Genomic DNA, 15,292 nt, shown 5'->3' on the forward strand with positions numbered 1-15,292 from the left:
GAACGCAGCTGATAAGGGTATCAGCGAAGTAGTTTTCGACAGAGGCGGCTACCTCTACCACGGCAGAGTCAAGGAACTCGCAGAGGGCGCACGTGAAAACGGATTAAAGTTCTAAGAGGGAGGTAAAACAATGGCTAATATTGAAACACAGGCTCCTGAGTTCGTTGAGAAGGTTGTAGCTATCAACCGTGTATCAAAGACAGTTAAGGGCGGTCGTATCATGAAGTTCTCAGCACTCGTTGTTGTAGGCGATGGAAATGGTACAGTCGGCTTCGGACTTGGAAAGTCAGGAGAAGTTCCCGATGCTATCCGTAAGGGCATCGAGGACGCAAAGAAGAACCTTGTAAAGGTTGCTCTCAAGGGAACAACAATCCCTCACGAAATCGTTGGCGCATTCGGCGCAGGCAGAGTTCTTATGAAGCCCGCTGCACCCGGTACAGGTGTTATCGCAGGCGGCCCTGTTCGTGCCGTTATCGAAGTTGCAGGTATAAAGGATATCAGAACAAAGTCACTTCGTTCAAACAATCCTTGCAACGTAGTAAGAGCTACAATCGACGGCCTCGTAAACTGCACATCTGCAAAGGATGTAGCTGCTAAGAGAGGCAAGTCTGTTAAGGAAATTTTAGGTTAAGGAGGCAGTAAGAAATGGCAAAGAATATCAAGCTCGTAAAGAGCCTCATTGGTAGAAAGAAGGACCAGATCGCTACTGCTCAGTCACTTGGCCTCAAGAAGGTCGGAGATGTTACAACACAGCCCGACAACGAGCAGACAAACGGTAAAATAAAGAAGATCTCACACCTCGTTGAGGTTACAGAAGCGTAAACAAGGAGGTGCAATCAAATGAAAATTCATGAATTAACACCTGCACTCGATTCCAATAAGCCTGTAAAGCGTATCGGCAGAGGCCATGGTTCGGGTAACGGAAAGACAGCAGGCAAGGGCCATAAGGGTCAGAATGCTCGTAGCGGCGGCGGCGTAAGAATCGGCTTTGAAGGCGGACAGATGCCACTCGCAAGAAGAATCCCTAAGAGAGGCTTCAACAACATTTTCGCTACAAAGTATGCTATCGTTAACGTTTCCGATCTTAACAAGTTCACAGACGGTACAGTAGTTGACACAGAGCTTCTCGTAGCTTCAGGTCTTGTAAAGAAGGTTTACGACGGAGTAAAGATCCTCGGAAATGGAGAGCTTACCGCTAAGCTGACAGTTAAAGCTGCAAAATTCTCACAGAGTGCTGTTGAGAAGATAGAAAAGGCAGGCGGAAAGACTGAGGTGATGTAATGTGTTTCAGACCCTGAGAAAGGCGTGGGGAGTTCCCGAGATACGTAAAAAGATCTTATACACATTACTCATGATCATACTGTTCAGATTCGGAAGCGCTGTAACCGTTCCGTTCCTCAATCCTGATGTCGTAAAGGCATGGATGGAGACAAACGCTAAGGACGGCGGCTTTCTCGATTACATGAATACGATCACCGGCGGTGCTATGTCACAGGCCACAGTTTTCTCGCTTTCGATAACACCATTCATCAATGCTTCCATCATCATGCAGCTGCTTACTTATGCACTGCCACCTCTTGAGCGAATGCGCGACGAGGGTGAAGAGGGAAGAAAGAAGATCGACAAGATCACGGCATTCGTTGCTATGGTACTTGCGGTATTCATGTCTTACGCATATTATCTTACATTAAAACGTATGACAAATGTTGAAGACAAAAAAGGAAATGTTATCGGCAACGCTCTTAAATATATGAGCGGCGGACAAGGCGTATTTGCTGCGTTCGTAATCATCACCTGCTTCGTTGCAGGCGCACTCATCGTTGTTTGGATGGGTAACAGAGTAAGCGACAAGGGTATCGGAAATGGTATTTCCATTCTCCTCTTTGCAGGTATCGCTGCAAGATTCCCTACCGATGCTGCTCTTCTTATAAACCTTACAAAGACAAGTATAACAAATAATCAGAATGGTAAATACCTCTGGGTAACTATTGCATATTATCTCTTTATACTTGCCGAGATCGCTTTCATCGTTTACATGAACGAGGCAGAAAGACGTATCCCGATCCAGTACGCAAAGCGCGTAGTTGGCAGAAAGCAGTACGGCGGACAGAAGACACATATCCCGATAAAGGTTATCATGAGCGGCGTTATGCCTATCATCTTCGCTATGTCATTTATGTCTCTTCCATCAGCAATCCAGATCATTAAGCCGAATAAACACGACGGCAGCTTCTACAGCAAGTTCTGTGATTTCTTCAGCACAAGAAGCTGGAGCTACGCAATAATCTACTTCCTGCTCATCATAGCGTTCAACTATTTCTACGTTTCGATCCAGTACAATCCTGTTGAGATCGCTAACAATCTTCGTCAGTCAAACGGCGGTATCCCAGGTATCAGACCAGGTAAGCCAACATCTGACTATATCCAGAGAGTACTCAATAAGATTTCTCTCGTTGGTGCGATCTTCCTCGGCATTATCGCTGTTATCCCGATCTTCATCTCGATGGCAGACGAATCGCTCAAGACACTTTCAATGGGCGGTACGACGATCCTTATCGCAGTAAGCGTTGCGCTTGAAACAACAAGAACACTTGAATCACATCTTATGATGCGTCATCATAAGGGCTTCTTACAGTAAAGGAGGACCGACAATATGAACCTTATCTTTTTAGGCGCTCCGGGCGCAGGCAAGGGTACTCAGGCTGAGGTAGTTTCAGATGCACTGAATATCCCACAGATATCTACAGGTAATATACTTCGTGAAGCTGCTAAGAACGGCACTGAGTATGGTCTCAAAGCTAAGGCTGCAATGGATGCCGGTGCTCTCGTATCAGATGATATCGTTATCGGTATCCTGAAGGAGAGAATAGCTGAGGACGACTGCAAGAACGGTTTTATCCTCGACGGTTTCCCAAGAACGGTACCTCAGGCAGAAGCTCTTGATAAAATGAACATCCAGATCGACAAGGTAATCGAGATCCATGTTCCCGACGAAACGATCAAGCAGAGAGTTTCGGGCAGAAGAGTCTGCCAGGGCTGCGGAGCTTCTTACCACGTTGAATACAAGCCTACTAAGGTCGAGGGTGTTTGCGATAAGTGCGGTGACAAGACTATCGTTCGTAAGGACGATCAGCCGGAAGTCGTTCTCGACAGACTCGCAACTTATCACGAAAAAACAGCTCCTCTCAAGGACTATTACGAGAAGCAGGGCAAGCTTGTTACTGTTATCGGTCAGGAAGAGGTCGCTGAAACTTCAAAGCTCACACTGGCAGCAGTAGGGGTAGAGAAGTAATGAGCATAACAATAAAATCAAAGTCCGAACTCGCCATAATGCGTGAAGCAGGTAAGATTACCTGCGGCGCAATATGGTATGCGGGCGAAAGATTAAAGCCGGGAATGTCAACACTCGATGTTGATAAGCTGGTTGGCGAGTATTTTGCCCGTCACGACAGCAAATCCTGCTTTAAAGGTCTTTACGGATTTCCAGGGAATGCTTGTATCTCAGTAAATGAGGAGATAATCCACGGTATCCCTAAAGCAAGCCACAGATTAAAAGAAGGCGATATAGTAAGCATCGACACGGGAGCAGCGTACAAGGGCTTCAATGGAGACAGCTGCTGGACCTTCCCTGTGGGTAAAATTTCTGATGAAGCTAAGGCATTGCTTGAGGTTACAGAGGCGAGCCTGTATGAAGGTATCGCTAAGGCTCAGGTTGGCGCAAGGGTCGGAGATATTTCTCATGCTGTAGAAGAGTATTGTGCTTCACGAGGCTACGGAATCGTAAGAAATTACTGCGGCCACGGAATCGGCAGAGAAGTTCACGAATCACCCGAAGTACCGAATTGGGGTAAGGCAGGTCACGGACCCAGACTGGTAGCGGGAATGACTATCTGCATAGAGCCCATGATAAATGTCAAGGGCGACGATGTCAAAGTTATGAAAGACAACTGGACAGTCGTTACAAAAAGTGGTTCACTTTCAGCTCATTTTGAGCATATGATCGCAATAACTCCTGACGGTCCCGTCATTCTGACACAGCCCTGACGGAGGGAATAACAGTGAAGCTGCTTAAAGGCTCTGTTGTAAGAGCGGAGGCAGGTCGGGACGGCGGAGGATATTTCGCAGTCACAGACTTTGATGAAAAATATTGCTTTATCGCAGACGGCAAGAGCAGAAAGCTCGACAAGCCCAAGCGTAAGAATATAAAACATATCCGCATTACAGACAGTATGATCGATCTAAACGATATAACTGATAAAAAACTCAGGAATGCGCTGAAACAGTTCAGCGAAGCTGAGTAAAGGAGGTTATGCAAGTGTCAAAAGAAGATGTAATCGAGGTTGAGGGCGTTGTAACTGACGCTCTGCCAAATGCAATGTTTAAGGTTCAGCTTGAGAACGGACATGAGGTATTATCTCACGTTTCGGGTAAGCTCAGAATGAATTATATCAGAATAGTTCCAGGCGACAAGGTAAAGCTTGAAATGTCACCCTATGATCTTTCAAAGGGTCGTATTACCTGGCGCGTTAAGTAAGAATACAGGATATCAAGTATATCCGTTATCCGCTAAAGGAGGTATTTTCAATGAAAGTCAGACCTTCAGTAAAACCTATTTGCGAAAAGTGCAAGGTTATCAAACGTAAAGGCAGAATCATGGTGATCTGCGAAAACCCAAAGCATAAGCAGCGTCAGGGTTGATAGCCCTACGCATTAATGGAGGTGCAATTATAATATGGCAAGAATAGCCGGTGTTGACCTTCCAAAGAATAAGAGAATCGAAATCGGTCTCACTTATATCTACGGAATCGGTCGTCAGACTGCAACAAATATCCTCGCAGCAACAGGCGTTGATCCTGACGTAAGAGTTAAGGATCTTGCTGAGGAGGACGTAGCTAAGCTTCGTGACTATATAGACGAGCATTACACAGTTGAGGGTGACCTCCGCCGTGAAGTTGCTCTTAACATCAAGAGACTTGTTGAAATAGGCTGCTACAGAGGCGTTCGTCATCGTAAGGGTCTCCCTGTAAGAGGACAGAGAACAAAGACAAACGCAAGAACTCGTAAGGGTCCTGTAAAGACTATCGCAAACAAGAAGAAGTAAGGAGGTTATGAGCTTTGGCACAGCAGAAAGGTAAAAAAGTTACTACTATCAGAAGACGTAGAGAACGTAAGAATATCGAAAGCGGCGCAGTTCATATTCAGTCCACTTTCAATAATACGATCGTAACTATTACAGATACAGCCGGAAACGCAATTTCATGGGCAAGCGCAGGCGAGCTCGGTTTCAGAGGCTCAAAGAAGTCAACTCCTTTCGCAGCACAGACAGCTGCTGAAACAGCTGCAAAGGCTGCTATGGAGCACGGACTCAAGAATGTAGAAGTATACGTAAAGGGACCCGGTGCAGGTCGTGAAGCAGCTATCAGAGCACTTCAGACAGTAGGCCTTGAGGTAAGAATGATCAAGGACGTAACACCTATCCCGCACAATGGCTGCCGTCCGCCTAAGAGACGTCGTGTCTGATCAAATTGGAGGTGTATTAAAATGGCAGTACAGAAAGAACCAATTCTTAAAAAGTGCAGATATCTGGGCATCAGCCCTGCTGTAATGGGCGTTTCAAAGAAGGAGTCGATCCGTTTCAAGAACGCTAACAACAGAAAGAAGATCTCTGAGTATGGTCTCCAGCTCAAGGAAAAGCAGAAGCTGAAGTTTATCTACGGCGTTCTTGAGAAGCAGTTCAGACACTACTTCTCAATCGCTGAAAAGATGGAAGGCAAGGCCGGTGATAACCTTATCACTGTTCTCGAATCCAGACTCGACAGTGTTGTTTACAGAATGGGCCTCGCTCTCACAAGAAGAGAAGCAAGACAGCTCGTTGTACACAGCCACTTCACAGTAAACGGCAAGAAGGTAAACATTCCTTCCTATAGAGTTAAGGTTGGCGACGTTATCGCTCTCAAGGAGAAGGACAGAACTACTGAAAAGTTCAAGGCTACTGTAGAAGAAACTAAGGACAGACTCGTTCCTGTATGGCTTACAGCAAAGAAGGACGATTTCTCCGCTACAGTAAACCGTCTCCCCTTAGCTGAGGATATTGACTACGAGGTAGCTACTCACCTCATCGTCGAGCTGTACTCCAAGTAATCCGATATCGGATCTGCTTGAAGAGACAGTATTCGAAATCAACATTAATTGCGAAATAGGAGGGTTTTTATGCTGGAAAAAATTAATAAGCCTGATATTGACATTGTCGAGCTTAAAAGTGACGGCAAATACGGCAAATTCGTTTTAGCACCGCTGGAGCGTGGATACGGTATTACACTTGGAAACAGCCTCAGACGTGTGCTGCTCTCCTCACTTCCTGGCGTTGCTGTAACATCTGTAAAGCTTTCCGGCAAAGATGGTACAGTACACCATGAGTTGTCAACAATTCCTGGCGTAAAAGAAGACGTCACGGAGATAATCCTCAGTATTAAAGGACTGACGGCTAAGCTTTACGGCGAAGGCCCAAAGACAGTATATATAGAGGCAGAGGGCGAATGTGAGATCACTGCCGGCGATATAAAGACGGATTCAGAGGTAAATATCCTCGATCCTGGTATGCATATCGCTACTCTTGGTAAAGACGCAAAGCTTTACATGGAGATCACTATCGACAGAGGAAGAGGCTATGTTTCAGCAGAAAGAAACAAGAAGCAGATCAACCTCCCAGTTGATGTCATCGCTGTAGACAGCATCTATACTCCTGTTCTGAAGGTGAATTATACCGTAGAGGATACACGACTCGGTCAGGTCACTGACTACGATAAGCTTACTATGGAGGTATGGACAGATGGTACTATCTCCGCAAAGGAAGCTTTATCACAGGCAGCCAATCTCCTCAACGAGCATCTGAAGCTGTTCATCGACCTCTCAGAGGAAGCTGGACTTGCTGAGGTCCTTGTTGAAAAGGACGAAAAGGGTAAGGAAAAAATCCTTGAGATGACCATTGAGGATCTTGACTTATCTGTACGTTCATTCAACTGTCTGAAACGTGCAGGTATTAATACCGTAGATGACTTGATCAATAAGTCTGAGGAAGAAATGATGAAGGTTAGAAACCTTGGAAAGAAGTCCTTCGATGAGGTAAAGGAAAAGCTCCAGTCACTGGGCTTTGACCTCTCCTCCGAGGAGGAATAAACCATAAAACGTGCGTACAGCGCACCACTATAAAAAGGAGTGAATACAATGCCGGGTACAAGAAAGCTGGGCAGAACATCTGATCATAGAAAGGCTATGCTCAGAGGCATGGTAACTTTCCTGCTTGAGAACGGTCAGATCGAAACTACCGTTACAAGAGCTAAGGAAGTACGTGCAGTTGCAGAAAAAATGATCACTATCGGTAAAAATGATGATCTGCACTCCAAGCGTCAGGTGTTCTCATATATCACAAAGGAGTCCGTTGCTAAGAAGCTTATCGACGAGATCGCTCCTAAGTATGCTGAGAGAAACGGTGGTTACACACAGATCGTTAAGATCGGACCACGTCGCGGAGACGCTGCTGAAATGGCTATCATCAAGCTCGTTTGATCGCAGATATTTAATAAAAGCCGTTCCCACCATGGGAGCGGCTTTTATTCATAGAGAAATTGCGAAAAATCGCTGAAAAGTACTTGCAAAACTACCTGAGATATGTTATAATATCCATTGTATGAAAAATCCAATCAGGACAGGAGAAAAAAATATGTATAAGAAAGTTTTCAGTTCTATCGCCGCAGCAGTTTCTACAGCTGCTATGGCAGGATATACTGCAATGTCAGCATTCGCTGATGACGCTCAGGCAGCTTCATCGGCATCAGATGCAAATGCTCAGCCTCAGGTAGGCGGCTCTATCGCATCTATGATAATCCCTCTCGCTATAATGTTCGTGCTCCTCTACTTTATCGCTATCAGACCACAGAAAAAGCGCGACAGAGAGCTCAAGGAGATGCAGGACAGCCTTCAGGTCGGCGATGAGATCGTAACAGGCGGCGGTATCGTTGGTATCGTTGTTAGCGTTGGCGAGGACACAGTCGTTATCGAAACAGGCGGCGCTAAGCACAAGCTCAGAATAAAGAACTGGGCTATCACCGAAAACGTAACAGCTTCTGAGCGTATAAAGGAAGCTAAGGCTTCAGTTGCTAAGAAGAGCAGCGGTCTTGAAGCAGCAGCCGTAGTTGATGATAATGCTGAGGAGAAAAAGGCTAAGAAAAAGAAGGCTGACGAGGAAGAGTGATCCCGTCACACTGTGAATATAAAGGACGTTTCTGCTGAGTGCAGGAGCGTCCTTTTTTGTTCTAAAACAGCGTAAACCGAATAGAATAGATAATAATACATTTTCGGAGGGCGTTAAATGAGCAGAAAACAAAGATATGTATGGTCAAGCGGTATACTGAGTATGTGTGCCGCGGTCCTGATCGGGATATCCTGTTCAGCAGCATCGGTAGCACTGTTTTCATGCCTTATAGCCTTTGTGCTGAAGGATATGGGACTTGCAGGAATGCTTGCAGGCTTCTCACTTGCAGCGGGAGCTTACACAGGTTCGTATATCCGCGGAAAGTACAGGCGAAATTATGGAATGGCAGGCGGTATACTCTGCGGCTTGATAATGTACGCGCTGATACTTGTCTGCGGTCACGTATTTATAGGCGAATTTGCGGGCATAAAAAAGCTCCTCCTGCTTGCATTTTTCGGTGCAGCAGGAGGAGTTGCAGGCGTTAATTCAAAACGCCCGAGATATCTTTATCAATAGTTGCCCGAAGTGTCCTCCATGAGCTTGAATTTTATCTCATAGTAGTTTACTTCGCCGTTCTCGTCGATGTGTGCGCAGGTTGCGGGAACCGTATCCCCGGGGCCGTACTGACTGCTTATGGTGTCATAAAGCTCAGAGTAGGTGGTTATAGTCTTGCCGTTTATAGCGGTAATGAAGTCGCCTGCTTGAAGGTCAGTGTTTGCGATGTCGCACTCCTTGTCAATAGCGTCGATATAAACGCCCTTGAAGTCCTCAGGGAGAGACTGACCGATCTTTTTCTCGATGAGCTTGATCTTATCGGAATTTTCCATATCAATGAGATGTATGCCGATTTTGAAGCGTCCGGAAATGTAGCCGTTCTTTATGAGCTGCTCAATAACAGGAGAAGCTTCGTTTATGGTAATGGCAAAGCCGAGACCTTCAAATTCTGCGCTGACGTATTTGGAAGAGGTGATCCCGATGACCTGACCGTACATATTGACCAGCGCACCGCCCGAGTTCCCCGGGCTTATATCGGCATTGGTCTGAATGCAGTCCATTTCAAAGCCGGTGGAATCGGTTTTTATTTTACGGTTCACGGCAGAAACGATACCGTTTGTAACCGTGCTGGAAAGGTTTGCAGGGTTGCCGATAGCGAGCACCTGTTCACCGACTACGGCTTCGTCCGAATCGCCGAGAGTAGCAGGGGAGAGTCCCGTGGCATCGACCTTTATAACAGCGATATCGGTCTTTACATCTCTGCCGACGATCTTTGCGTCGTAGAAATCGCCGTCAACAGTCTCGATTCTGTGATAGCCTGTAGCTTCGAGTACGTGTGCGTTGGTGACGATGTAGCCGTCTTCATTGAGAACGATGCCTGAGCCTGTTCCTACGACCTTTTTTGCGCTGTATGACATATAGTCGGCATAGGTATATATCTTTACGATCGAAGGGCGCACAAGGGCTGCTGCGCCCTCAAGAGTGTACTTCCCGTTTTCGTCCTTGAAGTTTTTGAGGTCGGTCGCACCCTTTGGCTTTGATTCCTTGTAGAGCACTACCTGTTTTGGAGAGCCGATCATTTTTACGAGCTCATCGCTTTTGGTGATATCGTGGATTATACCGAAAACTGCAAGAAATAATGAGATAATTATAAGTATGACAAACAGTATCAATGTTGCGGATTCGCCTTTAGGACGGCGTTTTTTTATTGTTTCTTCTGAATGATAATGCTGTTCATTCATTCCCTCAAAGCCTATAGGCTCGTACATGAATTTATCGTATACGGGTCTGCGCGGCTGGTCATAAGCCGAGTTCTGAGGCTGACCGTAGTTATTCGGGCGCTGAGGAGCGCTGTTGTATTGCTGCCCGTAAAAGCTGCCCTGCTGATCGGAGGCACTTTGCTGTGGAGCAGAGGTGATCTCCGAGCTGCTGTTGTCGGGAGCGTTTTCGCGGGGCTGCTGAGAGGAATCAGGCATTCCCTGCTGGTAATTATCTCTTTCGTCCATTGTTTATCCTTTCTTTTTCGGCTGTTTCTCGGGTATCTGAATGAGAAACTCCGTATATTCTCCGTAAACGCTTTTAACGACGATATGTCCGTGGTGGAGATGGACTATCTTACGTGATATTGCAAGACCGAGTCCAAGACCCGTTGTATCCTTGCCGCGTGAAGAATCCGTCTTATAGAAGCGGTCAAAAACCTGTGTTATCTCATCGTTTTTCAGACCCTCACCTGTGTTCTTGATACCTATGGTACAAGTACCTGTGATAGAACGCTCGAATCTGAATGAGAGCGTACCGCCTGTATTTATGAACTTTACAGCATTCTCGACGAGGTTGTAGATGACCTGCTGAATAAGATCTGCATCGACTTCGGCAGTCATGCGTTCGCTTCCGAGACCTTCGACCTCGAGGTTTTTATCCTCGATCTTTTTCTCGAACATGAGAACGGTCTGAATAACTATTTCGGTGAGGTTGACGTCGCGGAAATTAGGTCTGAGAGTACCTGTCTCAAAGCGCGACATATTGAGCATTGACGATATGAGGATACGAAGGCGCTTTATTTCCTTGGATACAAGTACAAGGTATTCGTTCTGGCGTGATTTGGGGACAGTTCCGTCGAGGATACCGTCCACGAAGCCGCCTATAGTGGTTATTGGAGTTCTCAGCTCATGAGAGACATTGGCTATGAATGTTTTGCTGGTCTCCTCGCTCTTAGCAACATCAGCCGCTACGGTATTTACGTAATCGGCGATCTCGGGAGTTGTATACGGAACATTTGTCGGGATATTTTCCGAGAAGTCGCGTTTTGCGAACTGTTCGGTGATGCGCCTGAATTCGTTCTCATAATCCGAGAGTTTGTTCAGCCTGTATTTTATCAGGAAGAACTGTGCGGTAAAGCTGAGCATACAGAAGAGAGTGTAGAATAGCGCTATTTTCACAGAGAAGGTATTTATACCGTCGGACTTGCAGTATATCTTTGCAAACATACGTGTGGGAACAACGTCGTTTTCGCCTTTCAGGAAAAAGCAGGTACCATAGAGCATATACGGCTCATTGGCGGAGATATTCTTTGTTTCGAGGGCAAGATAGTCGTTGCTGCTGAGCTTTTCCAGCTCGGCGGCGGTCATCTTGTCGCTGTTTTTTACAACCTTTTTTGGATTCTCTTTATAATCAGCATCAGAGAGCACACAGTTGCCGCTTTCGTCATAGAGGTATATCATCAGGCGGTACTTGCGTGAAAACTCCTCATGCAGATTTTTTGTCGCAGTTGAGCGTGTGTCCATAGTGGCAGAGTAATCCTTTTTCACACAGTTTATGAACAAATCGCCGATAGACTGTAACTCGCTGAGCTTGTTGGATTTGTATACCGTTGAACTGATAGTGATGAGTACAACGCCGAGAAGTATATTTATTGAGAGAATAATGAAAACCAGAAAAAGGAAAAGCTTGTCGTATGAGCTTTTTTTATTTTTCAAGTCAGATCACCTCTGTACAAAATAAGGGGACAGAGCGTCCCCTTGATGATTTTTTTAGTTACTGAGAATTTATTCTTCTTCAGCCTCGAATTTATATCCCACGCCCCATACTGTTTTGAGGGTCCACTTATCGGAAACACCCTCGAGCTTTTCACGAAGACGCTTGATATGTACATCGATAGTTCTTGAATCGCCGTAATACTCAAAGCCCCATACTTCGTCGAGAAGCTGGTCGCGGGTATATACTCTGTTGGGATTGGAGGCAAGATAATAGAGAAGTTCAAGCTCCTTTGGCGGAGTATCAATATTTTTGCCGTTTACCTTGAGCTCATAGCTGTCCATATTGACAGAGAGCTTATCGTAATGGACTTCCTTTGATTCGGGCTCAGCCATACCTGTTCCGACACGGCGCGTAACTGCGTTGATACGAGCAATAACTTCCTTTGCGTCGAAGGGCTTTACGATATAGTCGTCAGCACCGAGTTCGAGACCGATGACCTTATCAATAGTTTCACCCTTAGCGGTTATCATAATGATCGGGACATTGGATATCTTTCTTATTTCACGGCATACCTGCCAGCCGTCTTTACCCGGCAGCATAATATCAAGAAGCACCATATCGGGGCTGAGAGCTTTGAACTTAACAACAGCATCGTCACCGTCATGGCACAGAAGTACGCTGTAGCCATCTTTTTCAAGATAGAGTCTGAGAAGATCGCAAATGTTCTTGTCATCGTCAACTATAAGTACCTTTGGATTTTTTTCATTAGCCATAGTTAATACCTTCCTTCCGTATCAAACATTGTTGCTGTTCCTACATACAGTGCGATAATTAGCGTGTCTGATGTGACAGCCTGACCTAACGCTGAAAGATGTATATTACAGTTAGGGGGTATATAATAGTCAGCGTGTAGTATATTAAATTAATTATAACTCAAATCGGTGAAAAAGTCAATCAAAAATAACGAAATTTTGAATATAATGTTATGATACTGCATATTTATTTCAATAATCTGCGTATCACTGCTTATTACAGGCGAGTGAACATATCACAGACGGCGCATATCATTTCAGTATTGGTAGGTTTTTCGGTCAGTCTGCCGTCCGTGATCTGAGAAAGGGTATCTGTTTGGCATATATGAGCGCCGAGGTTACGCATTGAGCGTTCCACGAGAGAAGGCTTTGTTGAATAGTTCTCGGCGATCTCGTTGTAGATCCCTATCAAGCCTCCCCAGAGCCTTTCGGGGGAGTTCATACACAGCTCGCATGCCTTTGCAAGGTAATAGAAGCCGCTGAGCTTTGGCGGAAAGCCTGCTTCTTCGAGTACTATCTCGATCTGAGTAAGAAGCTCCTCGGAGGCATTGAGCCGAAGCATTACCGAGCGGCATAATTCACTTACAGAGCATGGCATGGTAAAACAGCGTATAACTCCTGCTTTGCGGAAGCTTTCGTGAACTGATGCAGATGATGTGTAAAGGCAGGCAAAGACGGCAGTACCGTTTTGTTTTGCCTTTTTTATGAAGCTGAAAAGCCGCTCGTCAGGCTGAAATGCGAACAGCAGAATGCCGTGGTATACGGAAGCTGAAGTGAGCTTCTGTATTTGATTCAGCGAGCTTCGGCAGCATTCGGAACGTATTCCGAGGTTTATGAAGCGACGGACAAGAAGTCTGCCAAGGCTGGCAGAATCGTCGCATATAAGCAGATCTTTTTCCATTTTTCTCCCTGTAGCCTAAATAACAGAGCTTCCGAAGCATCGGAAGCTCGTTGTCTTATTTATCTCTTGTGCGCTGAGCTATACCCTTGATATTGCAGACTGCCCAGTCGAAGCTGTCTGATGTAACTAATGAGCCGCAGTACGGACAAGTTCCCGAATGGTTGATGACAAGCTCTGCGCCGCAGTTAGGACACTTTTTGGATATAGTTCCTTCTGACGGGCGTGAAGCTCTTATAGCAGGATCGCTCCTGAGAGTCCATTCATACTTCATGAGCTTGTACTGATCCCTTCTGCCGCGAACTATCTCACCTGTATTGTCGTCTATAACGTAGTCAACTATCTTTGTATCGAGTGTAGCGACCATTTCGATGTTGTGACCGTCCTTACGCCAGCCCTTCATCTGAACGCCTATCACTTCTATCTCCTCGATGCAGTTGGTCTGGTGGTTATTGCGGTAGTTGTCGAGCTGTCTGTCCATCTGAGAGTAGTAAGTACTTGTCAGGAACGGACGCAGATCGGAGATATCCTTAGCCTGCCAGCTGTGCTGGAAGCGGACGTAAAGGTCGGCGATCTTTTTTTGGAGCTCTGCTGAGGAGAAGGAAGGGTCGATCTCGTTGTATTCTGTCATACTCCGCAGAGACTCGGAACCTGTATTTATCACGATCGTCTTGTTTGGGTCATGCTTTAAGAAATGCGAGTTCTTTTTGCGTATTATACTTGTTATGATGGACCAGATGATACCGATTATTATAGCAGAGAATATTGATATCCCAACAGCCATTATAACTCTTCCTTCAAGTTTTTCGTCTTCGGTAAGAATGCCGTCATCGGGTTCTGTGGGGCGGCTTTTTCTTCGGCTGCCGCGGTCGTCATCGTCATCATCGTCCCAGCTGCTGCCGCCGCTGTCCCAGCTTCCGCCACTGTCCCAGCTGCTGTCGTCTCCGCCGTAATCGGAATCGCCTGCGAAGTCTCCGAAGTCAGCGTGTGTACACAGAGGTATCACGAGCAGGCTTATTATCATTATAACTAATGGCAGCAGTTTGAATTTATTTTTCATTTTTTCACCCTTACAATATTCTTGTCAACTCTGCGCTGATTGAGCAGCTCGATATTGCTCAGAGTCCAGTCCTTTGCGAGATTAGTGATGACCGAGCCGCAGTAGTCACACTTTGCGGTCGAGTTAATACGAACCAAAGCACCGCACTGAGGACATTTTTTCAGCTCAGGGCGTGAAGTGACAACAGAGCCTCCCCGTTTGCGTATCAATGTACATTTGTATGTTGAGTATTTGAATTCTTCCGTGCTCCCGCCGATCATTTCACCTGAGATATCATCTGTAACATAGTCGATGACTCTTGTTTCGAGCTCTGCCAGTACAATATCGTAATCGCCGTCCTGTTTCCAGCCCAGCAGTTCTACCCTGCGTACCGACATTCGTTCAAGGCGGTTGGTCTGATGAGCTTTGCGGTACTGGTCGAGCTGCATATCCATCTGGGAATACAGACTGTCCGACATATGCATTCTCAGCGGAGACAGGTCTTTGTCCTGCCAGCATTTCTGGAACAGCGTATACGTGCCTGAAAGCTTTTTTTCGATCTTTTCTGGTGAGAACGTCATATCAACGTCGAGATATGAAGCCATATCTTTAAGCTTGGAGCTGTCTTCCGTGTATTGCTTCGGAGCGGGAGCAGGTGTATTGAGAAAAAGAATGTATATTGCTCCCGCGAATGCAAAAGCTAAGAAGAAAATTGTCAGGCTGATGCTGAGGAACTGTTCCGGCAAGTTTGCAGCGAGTCTTATCATAGCTGCGCATATTATTATAACTATGAAAGCGGCGGTATTCTGTATCAGTTTCAT

The 15,292-nt window shown here is 45.9% G+C and carries 23 protein-coding genes; 17 read left to right on the forward strand and 6 right to left on the reverse strand.

The window, feature by feature from the left end; genetic code table 11:
• From K6G33_RS13475 to K6G33_RS13555, 17 genes are all read left to right on the forward strand, one after another.
• A partial coding sequence (locus K6G33_RS13475; protein ID WP_296780535.1) for a 50S ribosomal protein L18 occupies nucleotides 1-115 on the forward strand: 115 nt, incomplete at its 5' end.
• 15 nt (nucleotides 116-130) lie between these two features.
• On the forward strand, nucleotides 131-631 hold the full coding sequence (gene rpsE / locus K6G33_RS13480) for a 30S ribosomal protein S5 (protein ID WP_024860939.1): 501 nt from the start codon (nucleotides 131-133) through the stop codon (nucleotides 629-631).
• A 14-nt stretch (nucleotides 632-645) separates the two neighbouring features.
• Entirely contained in the window at nucleotides 646-822 is a 177-nt protein-coding gene (gene rpmD, locus K6G33_RS13485) for a 50S ribosomal protein L30 (protein ID WP_072951428.1), read from the forward strand.
• 18 nt (nucleotides 823-840) lie between these two features.
• The gene (rplO, locus tag K6G33_RS13490) at nucleotides 841-1,281 is read left to right on the forward strand and encodes a 50S ribosomal protein L15 (protein ID WP_072951430.1); all 441 of its coding nucleotides are present in this window, start codon (nucleotides 841-843) and stop codon (nucleotides 1,279-1,281) included.
• Between the two features lies 1 nt (nucleotide 1,282).
• Nucleotides 1,283-2,638 (forward strand): preprotein translocase subunit SecY, encoded by a 1,356-nt coding sequence (secY, locus tag K6G33_RS13495; RefSeq protein ID WP_072951432.1) that lies wholly within the window; start codon nucleotides 1,283-1,285, stop codon nucleotides 2,636-2,638.
• 15 nt (nucleotides 2,639-2,653) lie between these two features.
• Nucleotides 2,654-3,292 (forward strand): adenylate kinase, encoded by a 639-nt coding sequence (locus K6G33_RS13500; RefSeq protein WP_028517936.1) that lies wholly within the window; start codon nucleotides 2,654-2,656, stop codon nucleotides 3,290-3,292.
• Entirely contained in the window at nucleotides 3,292-4,044 is a 753-nt protein-coding gene (gene map / locus K6G33_RS13505; RefSeq protein WP_072951433.1) for a type I methionyl aminopeptidase, read from the forward strand. The genes K6G33_RS13500 and map overlap by 1 nt, the downstream gene beginning before the upstream one ends.
• Nucleotides 4,045-4,058: 14 nt before the next feature.
• Nucleotides 4,059-4,301 (forward strand): KOW domain-containing RNA-binding protein, encoded by a 243-nt coding sequence (locus K6G33_RS13510; protein WP_081373491.1) that lies wholly within the window; start codon nucleotides 4,059-4,061, stop codon nucleotides 4,299-4,301.
• A gap of 14 nt (nucleotides 4,302-4,315) precedes the next feature.
• Nucleotides 4,316-4,534 (forward strand): translation initiation factor IF-1, encoded by a 219-nt coding sequence (gene infA / locus K6G33_RS13515; RefSeq protein WP_009984966.1) that lies wholly within the window; start codon nucleotides 4,316-4,318, stop codon nucleotides 4,532-4,534.
• 50 nt (nucleotides 4,535-4,584) lie between these two features.
• The gene (gene rpmJ, locus K6G33_RS13520; RefSeq protein WP_009984964.1) at nucleotides 4,585-4,698 is read left to right on the forward strand and encodes a 50S ribosomal protein L36; all 114 of its coding nucleotides are present in this window, start codon (nucleotides 4,585-4,587) and stop codon (nucleotides 4,696-4,698) included.
• 34 nt (nucleotides 4,699-4,732) lie between these two features.
• The gene (gene rpsM, locus K6G33_RS13525; RefSeq protein WP_028517939.1) at nucleotides 4,733-5,101 is read left to right on the forward strand and encodes a 30S ribosomal protein S13; all 369 of its coding nucleotides are present in this window, start codon (nucleotides 4,733-4,735) and stop codon (nucleotides 5,099-5,101) included.
• 14 nt (nucleotides 5,102-5,115) lie between these two features.
• Complete coding sequence (gene rpsK / locus K6G33_RS13530) at nucleotides 5,116-5,520, forward strand: 30S ribosomal protein S11 (RefSeq protein ID WP_009984961.1); 405 nt, start codon at nucleotides 5,116-5,118, stop codon at nucleotides 5,518-5,520.
• 21 nt (nucleotides 5,521-5,541) lie between these two features.
• Complete coding sequence (rpsD, locus tag K6G33_RS13535; protein ID WP_173449416.1) at nucleotides 5,542-6,141, forward strand: 30S ribosomal protein S4; 600 nt, start codon at nucleotides 5,542-5,544, stop codon at nucleotides 6,139-6,141.
• Between the two features lie 69 nt (nucleotides 6,142-6,210).
• Nucleotides 6,211-7,176, forward strand: coding sequence for a DNA-directed RNA polymerase subunit alpha (locus tag K6G33_RS13540; protein WP_028517941.1), 966 nt, complete (start codon nucleotides 6,211-6,213; stop codon nucleotides 7,174-7,176).
• 48 nt (nucleotides 7,177-7,224) lie between these two features.
• Nucleotides 7,225-7,566 carry a 50S ribosomal protein L17 gene (gene rplQ, locus K6G33_RS13545; protein WP_019680124.1) on the forward strand — a complete coding sequence of 114 codons (342 nt, stop codon included), beginning with the start codon at nucleotides 7,225-7,227 and terminating at the stop codon, nucleotides 7,564-7,566.
• A gap of 154 nt (nucleotides 7,567-7,720) precedes the next feature.
• Nucleotides 7,721-8,251: a preprotein translocase subunit YajC gene (yajC, locus tag K6G33_RS13550; protein WP_296780474.1), complete on the forward strand. Its 531-nt coding sequence runs from the start codon at nucleotides 7,721-7,723 to the stop codon at nucleotides 8,249-8,251.
• 117 nt (nucleotides 8,252-8,368) lie between these two features.
• A complete protein-coding gene (locus tag K6G33_RS13555; RefSeq protein ID WP_296780476.1) occupies nucleotides 8,369-8,767 on the forward strand; it encodes a hypothetical protein in 399 nt (132 codons plus the stop codon).
• Here K6G33_RS13555 and K6G33_RS13560 read toward each other — a convergent pair.
• The 6 genes from K6G33_RS13560 to K6G33_RS13585 all read right to left on the reverse strand — a co-directional run bounded on the left by K6G33_RS13560 (nucleotide 8,761) and on the right by K6G33_RS13585 (nucleotide 15,292).
• Nucleotides 8,761-10,251: a trypsin-like peptidase domain-containing protein gene (locus K6G33_RS13560; protein WP_296780478.1), complete on the reverse strand. Its 1,491-nt coding sequence runs from the start codon at nucleotides 10,249-10,251 to the stop codon at nucleotides 8,761-8,763. The genes K6G33_RS13555 and K6G33_RS13560 overlap by 7 nt on opposite strands.
• 3 nt (nucleotides 10,252-10,254) lie before the next feature.
• Complete coding sequence (locus K6G33_RS13565; RefSeq protein ID WP_296780480.1) at nucleotides 10,255-11,721, reverse strand: cell wall metabolism sensor histidine kinase WalK; 1,467 nt, start codon at nucleotides 11,719-11,721, stop codon at nucleotides 10,255-10,257.
• A gap of 69 nt (nucleotides 11,722-11,790) precedes the next feature.
• Nucleotides 11,791-12,495: a response regulator transcription factor gene (locus tag K6G33_RS13570; protein ID WP_296780482.1), complete on the reverse strand. Its 705-nt coding sequence runs from the start codon at nucleotides 12,493-12,495 to the stop codon at nucleotides 11,791-11,793.
• A gap of 256 nt (nucleotides 12,496-12,751) precedes the next feature.
• On the reverse strand, nucleotides 12,752-13,435 hold the full coding sequence (locus K6G33_RS13575; RefSeq protein WP_296780483.1) for a sporulation initiation factor Spo0A C-terminal domain-containing protein: 684 nt from the start codon (nucleotides 13,433-13,435) through the stop codon (nucleotides 12,752-12,754).
• A 55-nt stretch (nucleotides 13,436-13,490) separates the two neighbouring features.
• The gene (locus tag K6G33_RS13580; protein WP_296780486.1) at nucleotides 13,491-14,492 is read right to left on the reverse strand and encodes a TIM44-like domain-containing protein; all 1,002 of its coding nucleotides are present in this window, start codon (nucleotides 14,490-14,492) and stop codon (nucleotides 13,491-13,493) included.
• Nucleotides 14,489-15,292 carry a TIM44-like domain-containing protein gene (locus K6G33_RS13585; RefSeq protein WP_296780489.1) on the reverse strand — a complete coding sequence of 268 codons (804 nt, stop codon included), beginning with the start codon at nucleotides 15,290-15,292 and terminating at the stop codon, nucleotides 14,489-14,491. Before K6G33_RS13585 ends, K6G33_RS13580 begins: the two co-directional genes overlap by 4 nt.

The sequence above is a fragment of the Ruminococcus sp. genome, from assembly GCF_024691275.1.
Classification (GTDB): domain Bacteria; phylum Bacillota; class Clostridia; order Oscillospirales; family Ruminococcaceae; genus Ruminococcus.

What these genes read in the sequence shown, in the direction of transcription:
- K6G33_RS13575 (WP_296780483.1), bottom strand. Translation starts at nt 13,435, where the DNA reads ATGGAAAAAGATCTGCTTATATGCGACGATTCTGCCAGCCTTGGCAGA.
- K6G33_RS13580 (WP_296780486.1), bottom strand. Translation starts at nt 14,492, where the DNA reads ATGAAAAATAAATTCAAACTGCTGCCATTAGTTATAATGATAATAAGC.
- K6G33_RS13500 (WP_028517936.1), top strand. Translation starts at nt 2,654, where the DNA reads ATGAACCTTATCTTTTTAGGCGCTCCGGGCGCAGGCAAGGGTACTCAG.
- K6G33_RS13585 (WP_296780489.1), bottom strand. Translation starts at nt 15,292, where the DNA reads ATGAAACTGATACAGAATACCGCCGCTTTCATAGTTATAATAATATGC.
- map (WP_072951433.1), top strand. Translation starts at nt 3,292, where the DNA reads ATGAGCATAACAATAAAATCAAAGTCCGAACTCGCCATAATGCGTGAA.
- K6G33_RS13570 (WP_296780482.1), bottom strand. Translation starts at nt 12,495, where the DNA reads ATGGCTAATGAAAAAAATCCAAAGGTACTTATAGTTGACGATGACAAG.
- K6G33_RS13555 (WP_296780476.1), top strand. Translation starts at nt 8,369, where the DNA reads ATGAGCAGAAAACAAAGATATGTATGGTCAAGCGGTATACTGAGTATG.
- K6G33_RS13540 (WP_028517941.1), top strand. Translation starts at nt 6,211, where the DNA reads ATGCTGGAAAAAATTAATAAGCCTGATATTGACATTGTCGAGCTTAAA.
- rpmD (WP_072951428.1), top strand. Translation starts at nt 646, where the DNA reads ATGGCAAAGAATATCAAGCTCGTAAAGAGCCTCATTGGTAGAAAGAAG.
- rplQ (WP_019680124.1), top strand. Translation starts at nt 7,225, where the DNA reads ATGCCGGGTACAAGAAAGCTGGGCAGAACATCTGATCATAGAAAGGCT.
- rpsM (WP_028517939.1), top strand. Translation starts at nt 4,733, where the DNA reads ATGGCAAGAATAGCCGGTGTTGACCTTCCAAAGAATAAGAGAATCGAA.
- yajC (WP_296780474.1), top strand. Translation starts at nt 7,721, where the DNA reads ATGTATAAGAAAGTTTTCAGTTCTATCGCCGCAGCAGTTTCTACAGCT.
- rplO (WP_072951430.1), top strand. Translation starts at nt 841, where the DNA reads ATGAAAATTCATGAATTAACACCTGCACTCGATTCCAATAAGCCTGTA.
- rpsD (WP_173449416.1), top strand. Translation starts at nt 5,542, where the DNA reads ATGGCAGTACAGAAAGAACCAATTCTTAAAAAGTGCAGATATCTGGGC.
- rpsE (WP_024860939.1), top strand. Translation starts at nt 131, where the DNA reads ATGGCTAATATTGAAACACAGGCTCCTGAGTTCGTTGAGAAGGTTGTA.
- K6G33_RS13560 (WP_296780478.1), bottom strand. Translation starts at nt 10,251, where the DNA reads ATGGACGAAAGAGATAATTACCAGCAGGGAATGCCTGATTCCTCTCAG.
- rpmJ (WP_009984964.1), top strand. Translation starts at nt 4,585, where the DNA reads ATGAAAGTCAGACCTTCAGTAAAACCTATTTGCGAAAAGTGCAAGGTT.